Source organism: Pseudomonas bohemica (genome assembly GCF_002934685.1).
GTDB classification, from domain to species: Bacteria; Pseudomonadota; Gammaproteobacteria; order Pseudomonadales; family Pseudomonadaceae; genus Aquipseudomonas; species Aquipseudomonas bohemica.
Map to the genome: position 1 here is coordinate 1 of NZ_NKHL01000086.1, position 21,151 is coordinate 21,151.

Annotated in this window: 22 protein-coding genes; 7 read left to right on the forward strand and 15 right to left on the reverse strand. The window is 59.2% G+C overall.

The window, feature by feature from the left end:
* Positions 1-80: 80 nt before the first annotated feature.
* The 6 genes from msrQ to CE491_RS05120 form a co-directional block, all read right to left on the reverse strand.
* Complete coding sequence (gene msrQ, locus CE491_RS05095; RefSeq protein WP_110947278.1) at positions 81-701, reverse strand: protein-methionine-sulfoxide reductase heme-binding subunit MsrQ; 621 nt, start codon at positions 699-701, stop codon at positions 81-83.
* Positions 701-1,714, reverse strand: a complete 1,014-nt coding sequence (gene msrP, locus CE491_RS05100) for a protein-methionine-sulfoxide reductase catalytic subunit MsrP (RefSeq protein ID WP_110947279.1) — start codon at positions 1,712-1,714, stop codon at positions 701-703. The genes msrQ and msrP overlap by 1 nt, the downstream gene beginning before the upstream one ends.
* Before the next feature lie 72 nt (positions 1,715-1,786).
* Positions 1,787-2,635, reverse strand: coding sequence for a CDP-diacylglycerol--serine O-phosphatidyltransferase (pssA, locus tag CE491_RS05105; RefSeq protein ID WP_110947280.1), 849 nt, complete (start codon positions 2,633-2,635; stop codon positions 1,787-1,789).
* A gap of 147 nt (positions 2,636-2,782) precedes the next feature.
* Positions 2,783-3,799 (reverse strand): ketol-acid reductoisomerase, encoded by a 1,017-nt coding sequence (gene ilvC / locus CE491_RS05110; RefSeq protein WP_110947281.1) that lies wholly within the window; start codon positions 3,797-3,799, stop codon positions 2,783-2,785.
* A 52-nt stretch (positions 3,800-3,851) separates the two neighbouring features.
* On the reverse strand, positions 3,852-4,343 hold the full coding sequence (ilvN, locus tag CE491_RS05115) for an acetolactate synthase small subunit (protein WP_093469284.1): 492 nt from the start codon (positions 4,341-4,343) through the stop codon (positions 3,852-3,854).
* Between the two features lie 2 nt (positions 4,344-4,345).
* Entirely contained in the window at positions 4,346-6,070 is a 1,725-nt protein-coding gene (locus tag CE491_RS05120; RefSeq protein ID WP_110947313.1) for an acetolactate synthase 3 large subunit, read from the reverse strand.
* 408 nt (positions 6,071-6,478) lie between these two features.
* On the opposite strand from CE491_RS05120, the gene CE491_RS05125 reads away from it, so the two are divergent.
* Positions 6,479-6,904, forward strand: coding sequence for a DUF4124 domain-containing protein (locus tag CE491_RS05125; RefSeq protein ID WP_110947282.1), 426 nt, complete (start codon positions 6,479-6,481; stop codon positions 6,902-6,904).
* Between the two features lie 3 nt (positions 6,905-6,907).
* Here the strand turns inward: CE491_RS05125 and CE491_RS05130 are convergent, their stop codons facing one another.
* Genes CE491_RS05130 through mrcB form a run of 3 tightly spaced genes read right to left on the reverse strand, consistent with a single transcriptional unit; the run spans position 6,908 to position 10,326 of the window.
* A complete protein-coding gene (locus CE491_RS05130) occupies positions 6,908-7,237 on the reverse strand; it encodes a YqcC family protein (RefSeq protein ID WP_110947283.1) in 330 nt (109 codons plus the stop codon).
* On the reverse strand, positions 7,230-7,988 hold the full coding sequence (locus tag CE491_RS05135; protein ID WP_110947284.1) for a tetratricopeptide repeat protein: 759 nt from the start codon (positions 7,986-7,988) through the stop codon (positions 7,230-7,232). The genes CE491_RS05130 and CE491_RS05135 overlap by 8 nt, the downstream gene beginning before the upstream one ends.
* A gap of 16 nt (positions 7,989-8,004) precedes the next feature.
* Positions 8,005-10,326 carry a penicillin-binding protein 1B gene (gene mrcB, locus CE491_RS05140; protein WP_110947285.1) on the reverse strand — a complete coding sequence of 774 codons (2,322 nt, stop codon included), beginning with the start codon at positions 10,324-10,326 and terminating at the stop codon, positions 8,005-8,007.
* Positions 10,327-10,458: 132 nt separating this feature from the next.
* Between mrcB and CE491_RS05145 the strand changes: the two genes are divergently transcribed.
* The 3 genes from CE491_RS05145 (at position 10,459) to CE491_RS05155 (ending at position 12,947) form a co-directional block, all read left to right on the forward strand.
* Positions 10,459-11,994 carry a bifunctional aminoglycoside phosphotransferase/ATP-binding protein gene (locus tag CE491_RS05145; RefSeq protein ID WP_110947286.1) on the forward strand — a complete coding sequence of 512 codons (1,536 nt, stop codon included), beginning with the start codon at positions 10,459-10,461 and terminating at the stop codon, positions 11,992-11,994.
* Positions 11,995-12,083: 89 nt separating this feature from the next.
* Complete coding sequence (locus tag CE491_RS05150) at positions 12,084-12,422, forward strand: pentapeptide repeat-containing protein (protein WP_110947287.1); 339 nt, start codon at positions 12,084-12,086, stop codon at positions 12,420-12,422.
* A gap of 237 nt (positions 12,423-12,659) precedes the next feature.
* A complete protein-coding gene (locus CE491_RS05155) occupies positions 12,660-12,947 on the forward strand; it encodes a TfoX/Sxy family protein (RefSeq protein WP_110947288.1) in 288 nt (95 codons plus the stop codon).
* A 192-nt stretch (positions 12,948-13,139) separates the two neighbouring features.
* Here CE491_RS05155 and deoC read toward each other — a convergent pair whose 3' ends face one another.
* The 4 genes from deoC to CE491_RS05175 form a co-directional block, all read right to left on the reverse strand.
* On the reverse strand, positions 13,140-13,901 hold the full coding sequence (deoC, locus tag CE491_RS05160) for a deoxyribose-phosphate aldolase (RefSeq protein ID WP_234407517.1): 762 nt from the start codon (positions 13,899-13,901) through the stop codon (positions 13,140-13,142).
* Positions 13,902-14,054: 153 nt separating this feature from the next.
* Complete coding sequence (locus CE491_RS05165) at positions 14,055-14,822, reverse strand: heme ABC transporter ATP-binding protein (protein ID WP_110947289.1); 768 nt, start codon at positions 14,820-14,822, stop codon at positions 14,055-14,057.
* Positions 14,822-15,805: a FecCD family ABC transporter permease gene (locus tag CE491_RS05170; protein WP_199884997.1), complete on the reverse strand. Its 984-nt coding sequence runs from the start codon at positions 15,803-15,805 to the stop codon at positions 14,822-14,824. The genes CE491_RS05165 and CE491_RS05170 overlap by 1 nt, the downstream gene beginning before the upstream one ends.
* A 50-nt stretch (positions 15,806-15,855) precedes the next feature.
* Entirely contained in the window at positions 15,856-16,755 is a 900-nt protein-coding gene (locus CE491_RS05175) for a heme/hemin ABC transporter substrate-binding protein (RefSeq protein ID WP_110947291.1), read from the reverse strand.
* A gap of 124 nt (positions 16,756-16,879) precedes the next feature.
* On the opposite strand from CE491_RS05175, the gene CE491_RS05180 reads away from it, so the two are divergent.
* Positions 16,880-17,248, forward strand: a complete 369-nt coding sequence (locus CE491_RS05180) for a Rieske (2Fe-2S) protein (RefSeq protein ID WP_110947292.1) — start codon at positions 16,880-16,882, stop codon at positions 17,246-17,248.
* Here the strand turns inward: CE491_RS05180 and sfsA are convergent.
* Together sfsA and CE491_RS05190 are read right to left on the reverse strand one after the other, a co-directional pair.
* Positions 17,226-17,981, reverse strand: a complete 756-nt coding sequence (gene sfsA / locus CE491_RS05185; protein WP_110947293.1) for a DNA/RNA nuclease SfsA — start codon at positions 17,979-17,981, stop codon at positions 17,226-17,228. The two genes, CE491_RS05180 and sfsA, sit on opposite strands and share 23 nt — an antisense overlap.
* The gene (locus CE491_RS05190) at positions 17,981-19,153 is read right to left on the reverse strand and encodes a pyridoxal phosphate-dependent aminotransferase (protein WP_110947294.1); all 1,173 of its coding nucleotides are present in this window, start codon (positions 19,151-19,153) and stop codon (positions 17,981-17,983) included. Before CE491_RS05190 ends, sfsA begins: the two co-directional genes overlap by 1 nt.
* A gap of 347 nt (positions 19,154-19,500) precedes the next feature.
* On the opposite strand from CE491_RS05190, the gene dksA reads away from it, so the two are divergent.
* Both dksA and gluQRS read left to right on the forward strand, forming a co-directional pair.
* Positions 19,501-19,944: an RNA polymerase-binding protein DksA gene (dksA, locus tag CE491_RS05195; protein ID WP_110947295.1), complete on the forward strand. Its 444-nt coding sequence runs from the start codon at positions 19,501-19,503 to the stop codon at positions 19,942-19,944.
* Positions 19,945-20,159: 215 nt separating this feature from the next.
* Entirely contained in the window at positions 20,160-21,047 is an 888-nt protein-coding gene (gene gluQRS, locus CE491_RS05200) for a tRNA glutamyl-Q(34) synthetase GluQRS (protein ID WP_110947296.1), read from the forward strand.
* Positions 21,048-21,151 lie beyond the last annotated feature (104 nt).

Consider the following 21,151-nt stretch of genomic DNA (forward strand, 5'->3'; position numbering starts at 1 on the left):
TTACCAAGGAGTTTTCCGTTTCGTCTGCGCCGGAAGTGGGGCGAATTATAGAGAGATTCAGAGGGGCGTCAAGCACTTATTTAAACTTTTGTTACAGCCGCCGCTCTCTTGCTCATTCGACGTGGGATTCGCTTAGTAATCACAGGGATTCGCAGGATTAACAGGAAAGCTCCAATCCCAGCGTATATAGCCCACTCCTTAAGATCGGCGCGGACTATCCATAGGAAGTGCAGCAACCCTAGCCCGAGAATGAGATAGCTTAGGCGGTGCAGCTTCTTCCATCGCGCACCCAATCGACGCTGGCTATAACGATTGGACGTAACCGCCAACGCCAGCAGACAGAGAAACGCGATGCTGCCGACGATGATGTAAGGACGCTCGACCAACTCGACGCCCAACTGCGCCCAGTCGAATCCGAGAATAAAGAAGCCATACCCCAACATGTGCAGCAGCGCATAAGTAAAGCACCATAGGCCCAACTGACGACGAACGAGCACCCACCCTGCCCAACCGGAGATTCGCTGCAGCGGCGTCATCGCCAAGGTAATCAATAGCAGTACGAGGGTACCAAGACCGAAACGGTCGACCAGCACTTTCCCGGGATCAGGCCCGAGGTCCAGAATCCAAGCCTGATGCAGCCACATAACCGGTGCAACGCACACAGCTAAAAAGACCGCCAGGCGCCAAAGCAGATAACGCATCAATAGTTCTTCCGCAGATCCATACCCGCATAGAGAGAGGCAACCTGCTCCCCATACCCGTTGAACATCTCCGTCGGCCGGATATTGGGGCTGAACAATCCACTCGGCAACCGACGCTCGCGAGCCTGAGTCCAGCGAGGGTGGTCGACCGTAGGATTCACGTTGGCATAGAAGCCATATTCATTCGCGGCGATGCTTTGCCAGGTCGTTTCCGGCTGCTCACTGACCAGGCTGATACGCACGATCGATTTCACACTCTTGAACCCGTACTTCCACGGGACCACCAACCGCAGTGGCGCGCCGTTCTGGTTTGGCAGTTCGCGGCCATACATCCCTACCGCCAGGATCGCCAACGGATTCATCGCCTCATCCAATCGAAGCCCTTCCACATATGGCCAGTCAATTAGCGCAAAGCCAGACCGTTGCCCCGGCATCGCTTTAGGATCCTGCAGCGTCTCGAATCGGATGTACTTAGCGTTGGCCGTCGGCTCAACCTGCTTGAGCAGCTCGGAGATCGGGAAGCCCATCCACGGAATAACCATCGACCACGCCTCGACACAGCGTAAACGGTAGATTCGCTCTTCAAGCTGATAGGGCTTCATGAAGTCTTCCAGCGCATAGCGACCGGGCTTGCCTACTTCCCCATCAATGACAACAGTCCAGGGCTCGGTTTTCAGCGAGCCTGCATTTTGTGCCGGATCGCCTTTGTCGGTACCGAACTCGTAGAAATTGTTGTAGTGAGTGGCGTCCTTGAATGGCGTGATGGCTTCATTCTGAACGGTCACGGCTTCCCACTTGGTCGAGGGCAACTTGTCTTTGAACCAGGTCGGCGCATTTCCAGCCTCGACCCCGTCGTATCGCGAAGGATCAGCGGCGTGAGCCCAACCGGGCAGAGCACTCACGGCAACGCCCGCAAGAGAGGCCCCCAAGACAGCGCGGCGAGAGAGGTAAATGGATTCGGGCGTGACATCCGATTCATTGCAGGCGGATGCGGCTGGGATCTTGATAAGCATGGCAACTCCACAGTCGGCAGATGGATGCACCTTATAGGACTGTGGAGTCCGGGGGGAAATGAATCTCTGGGACTATTTGTGACGACGAAGCCGCAACAGATATTGCACAGGACCAGACGCTGCGTAGCCGAGGAATATCAGCAGCAGAATGCGCGGCGGGTCGCTGAACACGACAGCGAACACCAGCACCACCGCCAGGATGGCGACGAAAGGCACACGCCCCTTGAGGTCCAGTTCCTTGAAACTGTTGTACTTGATGTTACTGACCATCAGCATCCCCGCGGCCGCCACCAGTAGTGCTACGAGAAATGACAGCTTTGAGCCCTGAATACCGTAATCGCTGAACGCCCAGACTGTGCCAGCCACGACACCTGCTGCCGCCGGGCTGGCCAGACCGATGAAGTAACGCTTGTCAGCCTTGCCCACCTGAGTGTTGAAGCGCGCCAGACGCAACGCAGCGCCTGCAACATAGATGAAGGCGACCATCCAGCCGACCTTGCCCATGTCACCCAGCGCCCATCCGAAGGCCAGCAGCGCAGGAGCGACACCAAAGGCAACCATGTCCGACAGGGAATCGTATTCGGCACCGAACGCGCTCTGGGTGTTGGTCATGCGGGCAACGCGCCCGTCGAGCCCATCGAGCACCATCGCGACGAAAATAGCGATGGCGGCAAAGGCGAAATACTTGCTCGCGCTTACCTGATCGCCTGCACTTAGTGCGCTTTGGGCACTCATGGAGCTGATGATTGCGTAGAAACCGGCAAACAGATTCGCAGTGGTGAACAGGTTGGGCAGCAAATAAATGCCGCGATGGCGAACCTTGCGCCCTTCGGCGTCGTGGCCCTCTTCTATATGTTCATCGATCGGTAGCAGGCTTTCGGCGTCAGAGGCCTTGTTTGGCTCTTCGGGACGTTCGCTCATGGACAATACCTTGCAGCTATGAATTTTCGACAAATGCTCGCGGCGACGTCGCGCCAGCAAACGATGCAGCTTTATACCAGATGAGCTCCCCAGAACGAAAAAACGCGACCCGAAGGCCGCGTTTTCTTGAACCAGACTCAGAAAATCTTAGTTCTTGGTTTGGTCCACGATTTTGTTTTTCGCGATCCAAGGCATCATCGAACGCAGTTGTTCACCAATGATTTCAATGCCGTGAGCCTTGTTGTTACGACGCTTGGCGGTCATCGATGGATAGTTGCTTGCGCCTTCAGCGATGAACATCTTCGCGTATTCGCCGTCCTGGATGCGCTTCAGAGCATTGCGCATGGCCTGACGGGATTCAGCGTTGATGACTTCAGGGCCGGTCACGTACTCGCCGTATTCGGCGTTGTTGGAGATCGAGTAGTTCATGTTGGCGATACCGCCTTCGTACATGAGGTCAACGATCAGTTTCAGTTCGTGCAGGCACTCGAAGTAAGCCATTTCCGGCGCGTAACCAGCTTCGACCAGGGTTTCGAAGCCGGCTTTGACCAGCTCGACGGTACCGCCGCACAGTACGGCTTGTTCGCCAAACAGGTCAGTTTCGGTTTCGTCTTTGAAAGTGGTTTCGATGATGCCGGTACGGCCACCGCCAACGCCCGAAGCGTAAGACAGCGCAACGTTTTTTGCGTTGCCGGAAGCGTCCTGGTAGATAGCGATCAGGTCAGGGATACCGCCGCCTTTGACGAATTCGGTACGTACGGTGTGACCTGGCGCTTTTGGCGCGATCATGATCACGTCCAGGTCAGCACGAGGGACGACCTGGTTGTAGTGAATCGCGAAACCGTGGGAGAAGGCCAAGGTGGCGCCTTTCTTGATGTTCGGCTCGATTTCGTTTTTGTACAGTTGGGCCTGGAATTCGTCCGGGGTCAGGATCATGACCAGGTCAGCAGCGGCAACGGCGGAAGCAACATCAGTCACTTTCAGGCCATGGGCTTCAGCCTTGGCGACAGTAGCCGAACCTTTACGCAGGCCAACGGTGACATCAACGCCGGAGTCTTTCAGGTTGCACGCTTGAGCGTGGCCCTGGGAGCCGTAACCGATGATGGCAACTTTTTTGCCCTGGATGATCGAAAGGTCGCAGTCTTTGTCGTAATAAACTTTCATGAAATTCCCCTGTTATCTTGGCCGTTCAGGCCATTCGCTAAATGTGTGTAGGTTAGATGCTCAGCACTTTGTCGCCGCGGGCAATGCCCGTGACGCCGCTGCGTACGGTTTCCAGGATGGCGGTGGTGCCAATGGCCTGGATAAAGCTATCCAGTTTGTCGCTCGTCCCTGTCAGCTGCACGGTGTAGACACTGCTGGAAACATCAACGATCTGGCCGCGGAAGATGTCCGTGGTGCGCTTGATCTCGGCGCGCTGGGCGCCAGTGGCCTTGACCTTGATCAGCATCAGTTCGCGTTCGATGTGAGCGCTTTCCGATAGATCGACCAGCTTGACCACTTCGACCAGCTTGTTGAGGTTCTTGGTGATCTGCTCGATCACCTCATCATGACCGACGGTGGTCAGCGTCAGACGCGACAGGGTCGGGTCTTCGGTTGGCGCCACAGTCAGGCTTTCGATGTTGTAGTTGCGCTGCGAAAACAGGCCGACGACGCGAGACAAGGCACCGGGTTCGTTTTCCAGCAATAGCGAAATGATATGCCGCATGATTAAGTCCGCTCCGTCTTGCTCAGCCACATATCGCGCATCGAGCCGTCTCTGATCTGCATCGGATACACATGCTCGGCGACATCGACCTGGATATCGAGGAACACCAGTCGATCCTTCATGGCGAACGCTTCTTCCATCTTCGGCTTCAAGTCTTTCAGATCGGTGATCTTCATGCCGACATGCCCATAGGCTTCGACCAGCTTCACGAAGTCAGGCAGCGACTCCATGTAGGAGTGCGAGTGGCGACCGCTATAGCTCATGTCCTGCCACTGGCGGACCATGCCGAGCACGCCGTTGTTGAGCAGGATGATTTTCACCGGCAAGTTGTATTGCAGGCAGGTCGACAGCTCCTGGATGTTCATCTGAATGCTGCCTTCGCCGGTCACGCAGGCAACCTGGGCATCCGGGAAGCTCAGCGCAACCCCCATGGCGGCCGGAAGACCAAAGCCCATGGTGCCCAGACCGCCGGAGTTGATCCAGCGATTGGGCTTATTGAAGCGGTAGTACTGCGCGGCAAACATCTGATGCTGGCCAACGTCGGAGGAAACGTAAGCGTCCCCTTTGGTGACTTCACACAGGGTTTCGATCACCGTCTGTGGCTTGATCATACTGCCGTCGCCACGGTTGTACGGGAACAGGTCGCCGCCAGCACGCCATTCGTCGATCTGCTTCCACCAGGTCGCCACCGATTCCTTGTTAGGGGTCTCGCCGATTTCCTTGAGGGTCGCGACCATTTCGGTCAACACGCTCTCCACCGGACCCACGATCGGCACGTCGGCCTTGATGGTCTTGGAGATCGAAGCCGGGTCGATATCGATATGGATGATCTTGGCGCCCTGGCAGAAACGCGAAGGGCCGTTGATAACGCGGTCATCGAAACGTGCGCCGACGGCCAGGATCACATCGGAATGGTGCATCGCCAGGTTGGCGGTGTAGCTACCATGCATACCGAGCATGCCGACGAACTGGCGATCGGTGCCCGGATAGGCGCCCAGGCCCATCAAGGTGTTGGTGACTGGCGCGTTCAGCAGTTGAGCCAGTTCGGTCAGCGGCGCGGAACCGTTGCCCATGACCACACCGCCACCGGCGTAGATGACTGGACGCTTGGCCGCCACGAGCATTTCCACAGCCTTGCGGATCTGCCCCGAGTGACCGCGAACAGCCGGACTGTAGGAGCGCAGCTTGGCTTTTTTCGGGAAAACGTATTCAAACTTCTCGGCCGGGTTGGTCATGTCCTTCGGGATATCGACCACGACAGGACCAGGACGACCGGACTGCGCCAGGTAGAACGCCTTCTTCAGCACTTCCGGGATTTCCGACGGGTGTTTGATCATGAAGCTGTGCTTCACGATCGGGCGGGAGATACCGATCATATCGGTCTCCTGGAAGGCGTCGGTGCCGACCATGGTGCTTGCGACCTGACCCGACAGAACGACCATTGGAATCGAATCCATATAGGCGGTCGCGATGCCGGTGATGGCGTTTGTGGCACCAGGCCCTGAGGTCACCAGTACCACGCCAGCCTTGCCGGTGGCGCGGGCATAACCATCGGCCATGTGGGTAGCAGCCTGTTCGTGACGAACGAGGATGTGGCTCACAGCCGGTTCTTTGAACAGCGCGTCGTAAATATGCAGGAGGGCACCGCCTGGGTACCCATAGATATGCTCAACGCCTTCGTCACGCAAAAAGCGGACGACCATTTCAGCGCCAGATAAAAGCTCCACGTTGTTCACCTCTAAAACGCCAGAATACCGTCCACACAAACGAGGAGACGGGTCTTAATAGGTTTACTGCCAGCAGAGCATGAGCGACGGTGGTCGCCGACTACGTCAGCACTGACTGAGCAAGTATTGGGAGCTCCCTAAGTGTTTCGGGGTCATCCCACCCAGCGCGAGGTAACGCGTTGCGGGTGTAACAGGTCGACGCGGGTGTGCGCCTCATGATCTACCGAGACGGTCTGCTTCTGGCAGTCCCTCTACAGCGAACTTTGGATTGTTCTGATTCGCTCCCCGCAAGTCAAGTCATCGATGCGCTTTCTTCACCCACAGGCGCTGAAAAAGCACCGTATAAGGTCGTTGAGGCACGCTTGTGGTAGGTTTCACCCGAACAGCACCCGGAGTTAAGGAAGCAGTATGCGTTGGATGATTCTCGCCGCCACGCTGACAATGGCAGTCGGCTCCACTACGGCTTACGCGGCCCAGATCTACAAATGGGTCGATGCCCAGGGCGTCACGCATTTCGACGCTCAGCCGCCGGTCGGACAGTCCGTGCAGGAGGTCGACACTCAGAAGCCGGTCACACCACCGCCGCCATCACCGGCGCGAACGGACTCCTCGCAAGAGCAGCAGGCCGTCGATGCGAAGGTGAAGAAACAGGTCGCGGCTCAGGAAGCCAAGCGCAAGGAGTACTGCGCGACTCAACGCACCAACCTCGCGCAGTTGCAAAACAACCCGAGGGTACGCGAGGAAGTGAACGGGGAATTCAGGCGCTTTACTGAAGAAGAGCGTCAGGCACGTATCGCCGAGGTCAAGAAGTCCATCGACGATACTTGCAACTGAGTGTCAGACCGATTCGGTGATCAGGCGATCGAACTGCGCCAGCAGCTCTTGCAGATTCCGCGTTTCCTGGGCGCGGCTGGCGTAGACCATCTGCGCCATTTCCAGAATGCCCGAAGCATTGGGCAGCGCCAGATCCTGCTCCAGGATGGTTTTCATCCGGGGCAGGAATATCCATTGCAGCCACTGATCGAAATCCAGAGTGTCTACGCAGAACGGCTCGCGGCTCGACAGAGCCTCGTCGCTGGGCGGCACCTCTTTCCACCAGCCCAGCACACGTAACTCGCGCTCGATCAGCAACAACTGATCGGCAACCTTGGGGAAACGTTTATCCATTAGCCTTCTGCCGAGCCAGCGCTGCACCTGCAGCATCACCCTGTTTCTCACGGGCCTGTGCGATCAAGCCCCACAAGCTGGCTTGCAGGCTGGCGCGGCCGTTGGCGTAAGTCAGACCGCGACGCGCCAGCTGCTCGGCCTGCGGGGCATCGCCCTGGGCCAGACGAACCTGCGCCAACTTGTAGAGCACCTGAGGTTCGCGTGGGGCAACGCGCTGTGCTCGCTCAAGGCTCGACGACGCGCCGTTGAGGTCACCACTGCTCTGCTGTTGCTGAGCGGTGGTCAGCAGCGCCAGTACCGGACCCTCCAACTGCTCATCAGCCGACAAGCCACCGCTGGACGCCGACGGAATACCGGTCGGTGCCGACGACGGCATGTTGTAGGTGTTGTTGGTCGCCGCTGGCGGCGTATATCCGTTATTGACCGGCGGCGCCTGAGTGGCCGGGGAGGTGTCGATCGGCGCTGTACTGATGGGCGCCGTGGTCGGCGGCACGAACGTCGAGATCGGCGCCGCGCTGGCGTTGGCGCCGCCCGGCACCATGACCGTGACACCCGAATCTTCCTGAATCGATTGCCCCTGGGCCGGGGCCTGTGCCGGGGCCTGAGCAGCGCTGTTACGGTTGGCCGAGACACGCTCGCCGTTGGACAACCGAGAACCTGAGTCCACCACCGGAATCGCGCTGCGCGTCTGAGTCGCACAACCGTTAAGCAAAGCCAGCGCCGTTAAAGCCGGAATCCACCACTTGTTCACTTCACATCCTCTTCGCTTAATTCAACCAGCCTTTGACCCAGTCCATCACCGACTCGGCAGGCGCTGTCGGCCCGCCACACGTCGGCCCCGGTTGCGGCTCACTGCCGCGAATATACGGCATCTGCACGGCACCCGGGCAGCTGGCGTCGGTGCCCTGGCCGGTGGAAGCATTGACCCATGCCTGCACCACGTTATCAGGCATGGCCATGTCCAGCGGCAGCGGATCGGCCTTTTTCATGAAGCTGGTCCAGATCTGCAGCGCACCTGTCGCGCCGGTAAAAGGCGTCTTACCGTTGTCGTCGCGGCCCATCCAGACAATCGCCAGCAGATCCTGACTGAAACCTGCGAACCAGCTGTCACGCGAATCGTTGGTCGTGCCCGACTTGCCCGCCAGATTCAGCGTACTTGGCAGCACGTTGTACACCGACTTGCCCGTGCCTTCGCGCATCACGCGCTGCATGGCGTTTTGCAGCAGATAAATGGAGCCTGGGTCGAAGCGCTGCTGAATCTGGAACGGGTAACGCTTGAGGGGCTCACCCTCGGCGGTCAGCACGCTGCGAATCCCGCGCAACGGTGTGTTGAAACCACCGCTGGCAATGGTCTGATACATGGTCGCGACTTCGATCGGACTCAGGGCACCAGCCCCCAGCAGCATCGACGGGAAGGTCGGCCATTCGCGGGTAACGCCGAGCTTGGTCAGCGTCTTGAAGACGTTCGGCACGCCCAGATCGAGACCCAGTTTGGCGCTGGACAGGTTGTAGGAATGTGCCAGCCCCTGATACAGGAAAATGTTGCCGTGAGCCTTGTGATCAAAGTTCTGGGGCTTCCAGATCTGACCGTCCGCGCCTTTGACCTGAAACGGCTCATCCGGCACCCAACTGGTCAGCGTGTACTGCTGCGGGCGTTCCAGCGCGGTCAGATAAATCGCCGGCTTGACCAGAGAGCCGATCGGGCGAACGGCATCCAGCGCACGGTTGAAGCCGGCGAACCCTGCCTGGCGACTGCCGATCAGCGCCTGAACTTCACCAGTTTCCGGGTTGGTCACGACCATCGCCGTTTCCATCTCGTCCGCGCCTTTGCGGCCAGCGATTTTGGCGAAGCTCTCGCGCACCGCCGCCTCGGACTTCATCTGCAGAATCGGGTCGAAACTGGTGAAGATGCGCAATCCCTCTTCGGTCAAGTCTTCGTCGCGATAATCCTGACGCAGCTGACGCTTGACCAGATCGAGGAAATCCGGGAACGAGCTGTCGGCCAGAGAGCCGGTTTTGGTCACGCCCAGCGGCATTTTTTTCGCAGCAGCGACCGCTTCAGCCGAAGCAACGCCTTGCTGCTCAAGGAGGTCGAGCACCAGATTGCGGCGCTCCAGCGCACGATCCGGGTTGCGGCGCGGGTTGTAATAGGAAGGACCTTTGACCAGACCGACCAGCAGCGCGACCTGATGAAGTTTCAACTCAGACAGCGGCTGGCTGAAGAAATACTGGCTGGCCAGACCGAAACCGTGCACCGCGCGCTGACCATCCTGACCGACGAATACCTCGTTGAGGTACGCCTCAAGAATCTCCTGCTTGCTGTAATGGATCTCCAGCAGGATCGCCATCATGGCTTCGGTCAATTTGCGGGTGATGCTGCGCTCGCTGGTGAGATAGAAGTTCTTCACCAGCTGTTGGGTCAGCGTCGAACCACCCTGGCGCATCTGCCCCGCCGAAGCGTTGACCCAAAAAGCACGGGCGATCGATTTGGGGGACACACCGAAGTGGTGATAGAAATCGCGGTCTTCGACCGTCACCAGCGTATCGAGCAGATAAGGCGGCGCCTGATCGAGCTTGATCAGAATCCGGTCCTCAAGGTTTTTCGGGTAAAGCCCGCCGATCATCAACGGCTCGAGGCGCGCCACGGCCAGCTTGGCGCCATTGGCAGCAGTCAGGTCGGCGACGTAGTCGCCGGAGAAACGTACGTGAATCTGCTGAGCAGGATCGGCGCCTTCATAAAACTGAAAGCCGCGGGTATTGAGATCGACACTGTTACCATTCACCGCCGCCGCGCCCGGACCATTGGCAACGCTTTCGCGGCGATAACCCAAGGCATCGAGTTCGATCAGGAAGTCGTCGCGGGACAGCTTCTGGCCGACGAACAACTCCAACGGACGCGCGTAGACCTTGGCCGGAATGGTCCAGCGCTTGCCGGAGAATTTTTCCTGGACGATGGAGTCCAGGTAAACGGCGAAGCAAGCCAGGACGACCAGACCGACGAGGCTGAGCTTCAAGGCCCAGCCCAACAGCCCGCGAAGGCGGCTGTTGGCGGGTTTGGGGGATTTTTTCGAAGTGCGGGATCGAGTCATGGCGGCGGATTATACGCACTTTCAAGGTCCTCGGCAGACCACCCTCGCAGCGGTTTGCAGCAATGCGCCGAGCGGCCATAATGGCCACCTTTAGTCACTTCATCTCGACTTATCTTCTTTCAAGGACCGTCCGTGAGCCAGACACTGATAGCAGCGCTGCAAAATCCTGCCCTGTTTCCCCATCCGGTGGAGCAATTTCAGGTCATCGAGACGCATATTTCCTGGGTGCTGCTCACTGGCCCCTATGTCTACAAGATCAAGAAACCGATGAACTTCGGCTTTCTCGATTTCACCACGTTGTCGGCTCGCGAACACTTCTGCCAGCAGGAGCTGAAGCTCAATCAGCGCCTGACCGAAGATTTGTATCTGGAAGTGTTGCCGATCACCGGCACCGCTGAAGCTCCGCAGCTGGGCGGCACCGGCGAAGCGATCGAGTACGCCCTGAAGATCCGTCAATTTCCGCAGGACGGTCTGCTCAGCACCTTGCAAGCCAAGGGCGAGCTGACCACTGCGCACATCGACGAGATGGCACGCCAAATCGCCGAATTCCATCAAGCGACTCCACGTGTCTCGTCAGACAATCCGCTGGGCTCGCCTGAAAACGCGATGGCACCGGTCACTCAGAACTTCGAACAGATTCTGCCGTTCCTCAGTGAGAAGGCCGATCTCGTGCAGTTGCATGCGCTGGAAGCCTGGGCGAAGACCAGCTACGAGCGTCTGAAACCGCTGATGAGCCAGCGCAAGGCCGACGGTTTCATTCGCGAATGCCATGGCGATATTCACTTGGGCAACATCACCCTGATCGACGGCAAGGTGGTGATTTTCGACTGCATTGAGTTCAACGAGCCGTTCCGCATGACCGACGTCTACGCCGACATCGGCTTCCTGGCCATGGACCTGGAAGACCGCGGCCTCAAGAGCCTGTCGCGTCGTCTGATCAGCCAGTATCTGGCGCATACCGGTGATTACGCCGGCCTGGAATTGCTGAACTTCTATAAAGCCTATCGCGCACTGGTCCGGGCCAAGGTCGCGCTGTTCAGCCTGTCGGCGGATGCCGATCACGTTCAGCGCGCCACCACCCTGCGCCAGTACCGCAACTACGCCAATCTGGCGGAAAGCTACAGCGCCATTCCGTCGAACTTCCTGGCGATCACTCATGGCGTTTCGGCCGTTGGCAAAAGCCATGTCGCCATGCGTCTGGTCGAAGCCCTTGGCGCCATTCGCCTGCGCTCGGACGTCGAACGCAAGCGTCTGTTCAGCCAGAACGATGACCTGTACTCGGCCGATACCAGCGCCGCAACCTACAAGCGCTTGAACGAACTGGCGGAGCTGGTGTTGCACGCGGGCTTCCCAGTGGTGATCGATGCGACGTATCTGAAGCTGGATCAACGTCAGGCAAGCGCGCAAATTGCCGAAGCGACCGGCACACCATTCCTGATCCTCGATTGCGCGGCGCCGAAGGCCGTCATACAGGGCTGGCTTGCGCAACGTCAGGCGCAGAACGACGACCCTTCCGACGCTACCATGGAAATCATCGAAGCCCAACTGGCCAATCGCGAGCCGCTGACCGCAGACGAAATGCTGCGCAGCCGGCATGTCGAGACCAACGTCAGCGGCGATCTGGATAAGCTGGTGGACGATATCCGTCAGTACCTGCCGGGGTTGTAACCAGCCCTGGCACCCGTCATCGAATCGTGAAGGCTGTCTCTTCACGGCTCGATGATAGTGGCGCCAGAATTCCAACAAGGTGGCGCCAGATGAACCAGCCCAAGCAACTCGACTCGCCGCTCTTCGCCCTGCTGCGAAAAGATGACGTGAATGCCTTCAATCTGCAGCGCCCTAAAACCGCCCCCATCGATCTGGCGGGCGGAGATTTTCGCGGCCTGGATTTGCGCGAACTGATTGCCGACGATATCGACTTCTCCGACGCCTACTTCCGCTGCGCCGATCTTCGCGGCGTCGACTTCCGCACTGCTTCTCTGGAAGGCGCCAGCATCGCTCATGCTCAAATCTCCGGGGCCTACTTTCCGGTAGAACTGAGCGCGGACGAAATCCTCATGTCGGTCAATTTCGGCACCCGCCTGCGCTACCGCTGAGCCAACACGGCTTTCGCCCCGCGCGCGAGGACGGTCCCTGCCCTGCCTGCGCAAAAATGCCGGGCCATCGCAGTCGATTTCCCATTCACGCTGCCGTCCGGCGGCTGAGTCGGTATTTTCGCGCTCCCGACTCGAGAGAGTCCGGATAAGCACCTAGACTCATTCCATGGCTTGCATCTGTAGTTTTTACAAGCCCAAGAGGTTACAAAACACGGAGCTATACCTGCAGGAGGCATCATGGAAGACGAACTGCTACAGATGAAAAATCTGGGCAAGACATCGGCCCAGTGGCTACATGCGGTCGGGATTCACAATGCAGCAGACCTTCGCCGAATCGGCGCCATTCACGCTTATCAAGCCGTCAAGACCCGAGGGTTTTGCACGTCCAAGGTGTTGCTCTACTCAATCGAAGGCGCGCTGCGAGACAGGCACTGGCTGAGTCTTTCCCAGGACGATAAAAACAAACTGCTGGAGAAACTGGGCAGTCATGACACTCAGATGGCCGCCTCTATGAACCTACCCTGAAAATAGTTTGAGATTGCCTGTTGACTTACAAATGAGAATCACTATGATTATCACATCCGGTCGCGAGACTGGCTGGTAACCTGAAAGGCTCCTTGGTTCGGACTCTCAGATTATCTCCTCATCAGGCTAATCACGGTTTTTGACCCGGCTTTTTGCCGGGTCTTTTTTTGCCCGTGATTTACGGCGCGTCATTCAAAGGCGAACGCCAAGATGCGTCAGCAAGTCATCCAGCAGGCTGGCAGCGCCCAACCGCACCTTGCCCGGTTCCAGCCACAATGGTCCGAAGCGGTTTTGCACGACATCCATATAAATACGTGCTTCGCGCAATGTCCGCATGCTTCCAGACGCCTTGAAGCCCACTTGTGCACCCATCTCAGCAATCGCCTCAATCAGGATCCGCGCCGCTTGCGGGGTCGCGCTGATGCCCTGTTTACCAGTGCTCGTCTTGAGGAACGACGCGCCCTCACGAATCGCTGTGCGGCACACCTGATGAATGATCTGAGGGTCTCGAAGTACACCGGTTTCCAGCGTCACAGTCAGCCGACCCCGCGTTCCGCATTTCGCCTTGCACGCTGCGATCATCTCGCCGCCGACCGTTTTGTCGCCGCCAAGCTGTGCATGGAAGGGATAAACCAGATCGATCTCATCGGCGCCCGCGAGCATGGCCGCATGGGTTTGGGACTCAACCGTGGAGATCGACGCTCCACCATTGGGGAAGTTGACCGCCGCCACGACCTTGATCTCGCGCGCCAACAACGTATCGAGCGTACGCCGCGCCAGCCCGGCGAACCTGGGCAGCACGCATACTGCGGCGACGTTTCCTACGGGTGTTAACGCCCGCTCACACAATGCAACGATGCGCTCCGCCGTATCATCAGCATTCAGCGACGTCAGCTCCAACAGCCCTACCGCTTTTTGCGCCACCGCCTCATCGCTTTCATACATCCTGTTCATGCCGCTCTCCTCCGCACCCTGCGAAATTACCGGTGCGAAGATAATCCAGCTGGAGGGCGCGTGAACGGCCATGCGAGCTCTAAAGAGCGGACCTACGCGAGTATCAGAAACATCTTAAGGATTTTGCCTTCAACAACGCCCATCACGCGTCGGCTAACGGGCAATGATCAGCGGATGGCCCCGCTCTGGATGTCGCTGTACCAGCACCTCAAGGCCAAAAACGGCCTTGAGCGCGTCTGGCACCAGCACTTCCTCCGGCGTACCTGACGCGAACGGTCGGCCCGACTCCAGCAGCAACAAGCGGTCGCAATAGCGCGCCGCCAGATTGAGGTCATGCAGAATCACCATCACGGCTCCGCCACGATCAGCAAAACCGCGTACAGCCTGCAAGGTGGTGTGCTGGTGCAGCGGATCGAGCATCGATGTCGGCTCATCCAGCAGTAGCGTCTGCCCGCCTTCGCCCGGCCATAACTGCGCCAACACCCGGGCCAAGTGCACGCGCTGGCGCTCGCCGCCGGACAGCGCAAGATAACTGCGGTCGTGCAAATGCAACGCATCGGCAGCCTCGAGTGCCGCCTGGATAATTTCAGCATCACGCTGCTGGCCGCCGTCATGGGGTAAACGGCCCATCGCCACGACTTCCTGAACCTTGAAAGCGAAGCTCAGTGTCGAGCTCTGCGGCAATACAGCGAGCCGCCGCGCCCGCTGCGGACCGGTCCACTGCGTCAACGGTCGATCATCCAGCCAGAGTTGACCCTGCGTCGGTTTCAGCTCTCCGCACAGCGCGCCCAGCAGGGTGCTCTTGCCGGCACCGTTCGGCCCCAGCACACCCAACAACCGGCCAGGCTCCAGCGTGAGGTCGATGTCGGACAGCGCACACTGGCTGTCGCGATGAACGCTGAGGTTTTCGGCTCTTATCATCAGGTACGCCCTCGAACCAGCAGAAACAGAAAAAATGGCGCACCGATAAACACTGTAACAATTCCGATCGGCAACTCGGCCGGGGCCAGTACCAGGCGGGCGAATACGTCAGCGAACAACAGCAGACTGGCGCCCGCGAGTGCCGATGCGGGCAGAACCACGCGATGATCGGGACCGGCAATCAAGCGCACCAGATGCGGCACAATCAGCCCGACGAAGCCGATCAACCCGGCGGCCGCCACCGCCGCGCCTACGCCCAGCGCGATGCACAGAATCAGCTCGCGCTTGAGCCGCTCCACCTCGATCCCCAGATGGCGGGCTTCAGATTCCCCAAGCAACAGCGCGTTCAGGGCCTTGGCGCGGCGCGGCAGCCATAAAATCACCAACACGCAGACCAGCAACAGCGGCCACAGCCGGGCGTAGCTTGCGCCGTTGAGGGTGCCCAGGTTCCAGAACGTCAGGGTGCGCAGTGCGGCGTCATCGGCCAGATAGGTGAACAAACCGATGATCGAACCGGCCAGCGCGGTCATCGCGACACCGGCCAAGAGCATGATGCCGACGCTGGTCTGGCCATCCCGACGACCCAATCGGTAGACGATTCCGGTCACGAGCAACCCGCCAGCGAAGGCGAATATCGACAATAGATAGGGGGCAAGTGCTTCAGGAATACCGCCCAGAGATGCGCCGGCGACAATGGCGACGGCCGCTCCCAACGCCGCGCCGCTGGAAACCCCCACCAGACCGGGATCTGCCAGCGGATTACGAAACAGGCCCTGCATGGCCACGCCCGATAAAGCCAGTACCGCGCCCACTGCCAGGCCGAGCAAGGTCCGAGGCACTCGAATCTGCCCGAGAATCAACTCGGCTTGCTGCAAGTGGTCACCTGCCACGGGCAGGCCCATCAGACGCAAGCAGGCACGCAGGGTATCCATCAGCGGCAGGCTGACCGGGCCCAACGCCAGCGAAAGCCAGACCGCGAGCAGGCACGCGACACTGAGCACAATGAACAACGTTCGAGGCAGCAGAATGACCCTCATTGGGCGGGCGTGACCTTGGCGTTGAGCGCGGTGTCGGCCGGATAAAAGGCTTTGGCCAGGGTTTTAATCGCATCCGGAAGCCGTGGACCCAGGCCACCGACCAGCAACGTTGGATCGACTTCGACCAAACGATTGTCACGGGCGGCTCGCGTCGCTGCCAGTAGCGGATTTTCCCTGAACAGGGCATCGCGGGACGACGCACCGTTCTGCGCGCGATCAGTGAACACCAATACCTCAGGACTCAGCCCGGCCATGGCCTCGGCCGAGAACACCTTGTAACCGGTGTGGGTCGCCAGATTGCGGCCGCCAGCCTGCTTGATCAGCCAGTCGCCCACCGTGCCAACGCCGGCTACCATCGGCGCCGCCCCGGCGTGACTGACCAGCAGCAACACACCCGGCGCAGAACGACGCTGTTGCGCTTGCGCCACCCAATTGTGCTGGCCGTCCAGCCTTCTTTCGTACTGCTCGGTCAATTCACGGGCCTGGGTTTCGTTGCCCAACAGGACGCCGAGCTTTTGCAGATTACCCTGGAGTGCGGTCATTTCAGCTGCGGCGCAGAACACTTCGACCTTTACCCCCGCTGCGCGCAATTGCTCAAGGACCGGTGGCGGCCCCATTTCTTCGGTGCCGACCAGAATAGTCGGACGCAGGCTCAGGATGCCTTCGGACGACAATTGGCGCTGATAGCCGATGCTCGGCAGGGATTTTATCGACTCCGGATGCTGGCTGGTGGTGTCGATACCGACCAGCTTCGACTCCCCGCCCAACGCCACCACCCACTCCGTCAATGCTCCACCGGCACTGACCCATCGGGCAGGCGGTTGTGTATCCGCCGACGCCAGATGAGTGAATAAAAGCCCGGTCAGGATGACAGTCAGCTTGGCAACGAAGCGCATGAACAACGAGTCCTTTATATAGAGGGAGCGCGACAGCGGATCACGGGGCAGCAATCAGCTGGATCGACGTGTCACTTGCAGAGCTGTCAGACTAGGTCGCTCGTGACAGCCTGGCAATTTGATAATGACTTGCATTTACACGTCAAGCGAGAAGGTGACACCGCTGAATTACTTGTGTGACAAAAATGATCTTGATGAAGGAAAAAGCCGCGGCTTCGAGGTCGATGGCGTTCAACTGCTGGCCGTGCGACGCGTCGGGCAGGTCTATGTCTACCAAAACCGCTGCCCACACCGCGCGGTGCCTCTGCAATGGCAACTCGATCAGTTTCTCGATGCCAGCGCCAGCCTGATCCAGTGCGCGACCCACGGCGCGTTGTTTTTGATCGAGAGCGGCGAATGCATCGCCGGCCCGTGTGAGGGTAAATCCCTGAACCCCATCGACTGCGGCGAAGACGCTCAGGGGATCTGGGTCAATCTGCCAGAACGGGACTGAGCAGGCATGTCTGATCAGGTGACTGGACCAGGTGAACTTCGAGCCGACGGTCAACCCGCACCTCTTCAGGCGTAAGTTGCACGCCATAGGCGAGCACTTCGACGCCAGCGGCCACCGCCTCTCTCAACGCAGCCGCATAAGCGGCGTCGATTTCCTCGGCAGGCCGCACTGCCTCGATTCCGGTCAGATTGACGCAATACAGCAACACTGCACGCACACCCTCGCGCGCCAACCCCGCCAGCTCCCGCAAATGCTTGGCGCCGCGCTGCGTGACCGCATCGGGAAAAGCCGCCACATTGCTGTCATCAAAGCCCAGCGTCACGCTCTTCACTTCGAGAAACAGCGCGCCGTCGGGGTAGTCCAGGCGAAAATCGACGCGACTGTTCTCCTGGCCGTACGCCACCTCCCGCTTGAGGGCGGTAAAACCGTTCAGCTCGGTGATCACCCCACCCAGCAGCGCCTCCTCGACCAGCCTGTTCGCTCGCCCAGTGTTGACGCAGGCGAAGCGCCCTTGTGGGGTTTCGCTGATTTCCCAGGTGCCGGGCAGCTTGCGTTTCGGGTCGTTGGAGCGACTGAACCAGACCCGTCCGCCAGGCATCATGCAATTGAACATCGATCCGGTGTTGGGGCAATGGATGGTCAGGCGTTCGCCGCTGGGGGTTTCGATGTCCGCCAAAAAACGCTTGTAACGCTGCAACAGGCGACCTTCTTCGAGTTCGGGACAGAAGCGCATCAGCCTTGCCAGCTCCGCAGACCGCGCCCGATGCGTTCGACCGCCTCCTGCAGACGCGGCAAGCTCTGGGTGTAGGCGAAACGCACGTGGTGACCGGCTTGATAACGCCCGAAATCCAGCCCCGGCGTAAACGCAACATGCTCGGTCTCCAGAAAGTGTCTGCAAAAAGCGAACGCGTCGCCGCCAAAGGCGCTGATGTCGGCATAAAGATAGAAGGCGCCTTCAGGCTCTACGGCAATGTTGAACCCCAGTTCGCGCAGGGCTGGCAGCAGGAAGTCGCGGCGCTTGCCGAACTCGGCGCGACGCTGCTCGAGTATCTCGAGGGTTTGCGGCTCGAAACAGGCAAGCGCCGCGGTTTGCGCCATGCTCGGCGCGCTGATGTACAGGTTTTGCGCCAGCTTTTCCAGATCCCCGATGGCCGCTTGCGGCGCCACGAGCCAGCCGAGACGCCAGCCGGTCATCCCGAAATACTTTGAAAAGCTATTTAGCACGAACGCGTCGTTATCGACTTCCAGCACGCTGGCAGCGTCGGTGCCATAGGTCAGACCGTGATAGATCTCGTCCACCACCAGATGACCGTCGCGAGCCTTGAGCGATTCAGACAGCGCTGCCAGCTCGTCGCGATGCAGCAATGTGCCAGTCGGATTGGCCGGCGAGGCGACCAGAGCGCCGACGCTGTCCTGATTCCAGTGCCGCGCGATCAGATCCGGCGTCAGTTGATAACGCACGTCCGGCCCCACCGGCACCAATTGAGCCGCGCCTTCGACCAGACGCAGAAAATGCCGGTTACACGGGTAGCCCGGATCGGCCAGCAGCCAGTGTTTGCCGGGGTCGACTAACAGGCTGGTCGCCAGCAGCAATGCACCGGAGCCGCCTGGGGTGATCAGAATGCGCCCCGGATCGATGCCCAGGCCATAACGCCGTTGATAGAAGCCAGAGATAGCCTGGCGCAGCTCGGGCAAGCCGCGGGCTGCGGTGTAGCGGGTTTTCCCGGCCGCCAATGCGGCTTGCCCGGCTTTGATGATCGGTTCGGCCGTAGTGAAGTCAGGCTCGCCGATTTCCAGATGGATGACGTCATGCCCCGCCGCCTGCAGTTCATTGGCCCGGGCCAGCAGCGCCATGACATGAAAGGGTTCGATGGCGCGGCTGCGCGCACTGAAGGGCTGAGGCATGGGTCTTCCTTTGGTTGCAGGTATCGGAAACAGCTGACCGATTCTACCCAACCGCTTGCGTCGCTACAGACTTTATCGTCTCTTCGGGCAGAGTTGCCGGCGATCCATAAAAGCAGACAACGTCGCAGAAGGGACTAGACTGCTGGCGCCGCTAAATAATATAAAACCGCGCGCTTTGGCTGCGGTCATAGTTCACGGGCGCGTTGCCGGGGCATGCTCGACAACCGGGAGTAGCGCGCTCCGATTCGATCTGGTAAGTTCGCCCGCTTGCAGCCGCAGGGCCGGCAGGTGTCGGCAATGGTCTTTACCCTGCGCAATGGCTTAGAAGAGTGAGAGGCGGTCCGTTCATGCCCACCGAAGAAAAGCAAAACAACACCCAAACGATCAGTGGTTTCGAACCCTATGCTGACAAGAAGGGTGAGGAATACATGGGCAAGCCCATGCGCGAACACTTCACCAAGATCCTGCACAAGTGGAAGCAGGACCTGATGCGTGAGGTCGACCGCACGGTTGATCACATGAAGGACGAAGCGGCCAACTTTCCTGACCCTGCCGACCGTGCAAGTCAGGAAGAAGAGTTCGCTCTGGAGCTGCGTGCTCGTGACCGTGAGCGCAAATTGATCAAAAAGATCGACAAGACGCTGCAACTGATCGAAGACGAAGAGTATGGCTGGTGCGAATCCTGCGGCGTCGAGATCGGCTTGCGCCGTCTGGAAGCCCGTCCGACCGCCGACATGTGCGTCGACTGCAAGACCCTGGCTGAGATCAAGGAAAAACAGGTCGGTAAATGATCTGTGCTTCGACTACGACCAAAGACGCTTCGGCGTCTTTTGTCGTTTTTGGGCGCTGATTAACCTGCAGGAGTGAACTTGCTTGCGATTGGGCCTTTATAAGCGGCTACCTGTCCGTCGCCTGGCAACATCACATCGCGGGCAAGCACGCTCCTACAGGGATTGAGGCGTCTTCCGGTTTTTCGTACATTCGATTTCCAGTACCATCAGCGCCCATGAAATCCCCTTCTTATATAGGGCGCTTTGCGCCAACCCCCAGTGGCTACCTGCACTTCGGTTCGCTGGTCGCGGCGCTGGCGTCTTATCTGGATGCGCGCGCGGTCGGCGGAAAATGGCTGATGCGCATGGAAGACCTGGACCCGCCGCGCGAAGAACCTGGCGCTCAAGCAGCCATCCTCAAAACCCTGGAAACGTATGGTTTCGAGTGGGATGGTGAGTTGATCAAACAAAGCGGCCGGCACGACGCCTATCAAGACATCATCAATCGCTGGTTCAACTACGGGCTGGCCTATGCCTGCACCTGTTCGCGCAAGCAGCTGGAAGATTTCCAGGGCATCTATCCAGGTTTCTGTCGCAACGCCGGGCACTTGCCCGAGAACGCCGCCATCCGCATTCGAGTGCCGGAACTCGAATACCGCTTCGAAGATCGGGTTCAGGGTGAATTTCGTCAACATCTGGGCCGCGACGTCGGCGACTTCGTGATTCGACGCCGCGACGGCTTGTACGCCTATCAACTGGCAGTAGCGCTAGATGATGGCTGGCAGGGTGTGACCGACATCGTGCGCGGCGCCGACCTGCTGGATTCCACGCCGCGCCAACTCTATCTGCAAGAGTTGCTTGGCCTGCCGCAACCGCGTTACCTGCATGTCCCGCTGATCACGCAACCCGACGGGCACAAACTGGGCAAATCCTATCGTTCCCCGCCGCTGCCCACCGATCAGGCCACGCCGCTGCTGCTTCGAGCGTTGCGCGCCCTGGGGCAACCGGTGCCAAACGAGCTGTCGTTCGCTACCCCGCGCGAAGTGTTGGACTGGGGAATTGCGCACTGGAACGCTGATTTGATTCCACGGGTCGCCAGTATCGAAGAAGCTCGAATAGACTGAGCCAGAGCGGTCGCCGCAAATCGCAGCACAAAGGTGGCAGAAACGTCGCTTGCAGCCTGATCACCATCCGTTACCATGCCGCTCCTTCGGGCTCACGTCCTGTC

Excerpts from the sequence above, each read along its gene's own strand:
- pssA (WP_110947280.1), bottom strand. The coding sequence starts at position 2,635 with ATGAGCGAACGTCCCGAAGAGCCAAACAAGGCCTCTGACGCCGAAAGC.
- CE491_RS05150 (WP_110947287.1), top strand. The coding sequence starts at position 12,084 with ATGAACCAGCCCAAGCAACTCGACTCGCCGCTCTTCGCCCTGCTGCGA.
- msrQ (WP_110947278.1), bottom strand. The coding sequence starts at position 701 with ATGCGTTATCTGCTTTGGCGCCTGGCGGTCTTTTTAGCTGTGTGCGTT.
- ilvC (WP_110947281.1), bottom strand. The coding sequence starts at position 3,799 with ATGAAAGTTTATTACGACAAAGACTGCGACCTTTCGATCATCCAGGGC.
- CE491_RS05155 (WP_110947288.1), top strand. The coding sequence starts at position 12,660 with ATGGAAGACGAACTGCTACAGATGAAAAATCTGGGCAAGACATCGGCC.
- deoC (WP_234407517.1), bottom strand. The coding sequence starts at position 13,901 with ATGAACAGGATGTATGAAAGCGATGAGGCGGTGGCGCAAAAAGCGGTA.
- dksA (WP_110947295.1), top strand. The coding sequence starts at position 19,501 with ATGCCCACCGAAGAAAAGCAAAACAACACCCAAACGATCAGTGGTTTC.
- CE491_RS05180 (WP_110947292.1), top strand. The coding sequence starts at position 16,880 with ATGACTTGCATTTACACGTCAAGCGAGAAGGTGACACCGCTGAATTAC.
- CE491_RS05175 (WP_110947291.1), bottom strand. The coding sequence starts at position 16,755 with ATGCGCTTCGTTGCCAAGCTGACTGTCATCCTGACCGGGCTTTTATTC.
- ilvN (WP_093469284.1), bottom strand. The coding sequence starts at position 4,343 with ATGCGGCATATCATTTCGCTATTGCTGGAAAACGAACCCGGTGCCTTG.
- gluQRS (WP_110947296.1), top strand. The coding sequence starts at position 20,160 with ATGAAATCCCCTTCTTATATAGGGCGCTTTGCGCCAACCCCCAGTGGC.
- CE491_RS05125 (WP_110947282.1), top strand. The coding sequence starts at position 6,479 with ATGCGTTGGATGATTCTCGCCGCCACGCTGACAATGGCAGTCGGCTCC.
- msrP (WP_110947279.1), bottom strand. The coding sequence starts at position 1,714 with ATGCTTATCAAGATCCCAGCCGCATCCGCCTGCAATGAATCGGATGTC.
- CE491_RS05190 (WP_110947294.1), bottom strand. The coding sequence starts at position 19,153 with ATGCCTCAGCCCTTCAGTGCGCGCAGCCGCGCCATCGAACCCTTTCAT.
- CE491_RS05130 (WP_110947283.1), bottom strand. The coding sequence starts at position 7,237 with ATGGATAAACGTTTCCCCAAGGTTGCCGATCAGTTGTTGCTGATCGAG.
- mrcB (WP_110947285.1), bottom strand. The coding sequence starts at position 10,326 with ATGACTCGATCCCGCACTTCGAAAAAATCCCCCAAACCCGCCAACAGC.
- CE491_RS05165 (WP_110947289.1), bottom strand. The coding sequence starts at position 14,822 with ATGATAAGAGCCGAAAACCTCAGCGTTCATCGCGACAGCCAGTGTGCG.
- sfsA (WP_110947293.1), bottom strand. The coding sequence starts at position 17,981 with ATGCGCTTCTGTCCCGAACTCGAAGAAGGTCGCCTGTTGCAGCGTTAC.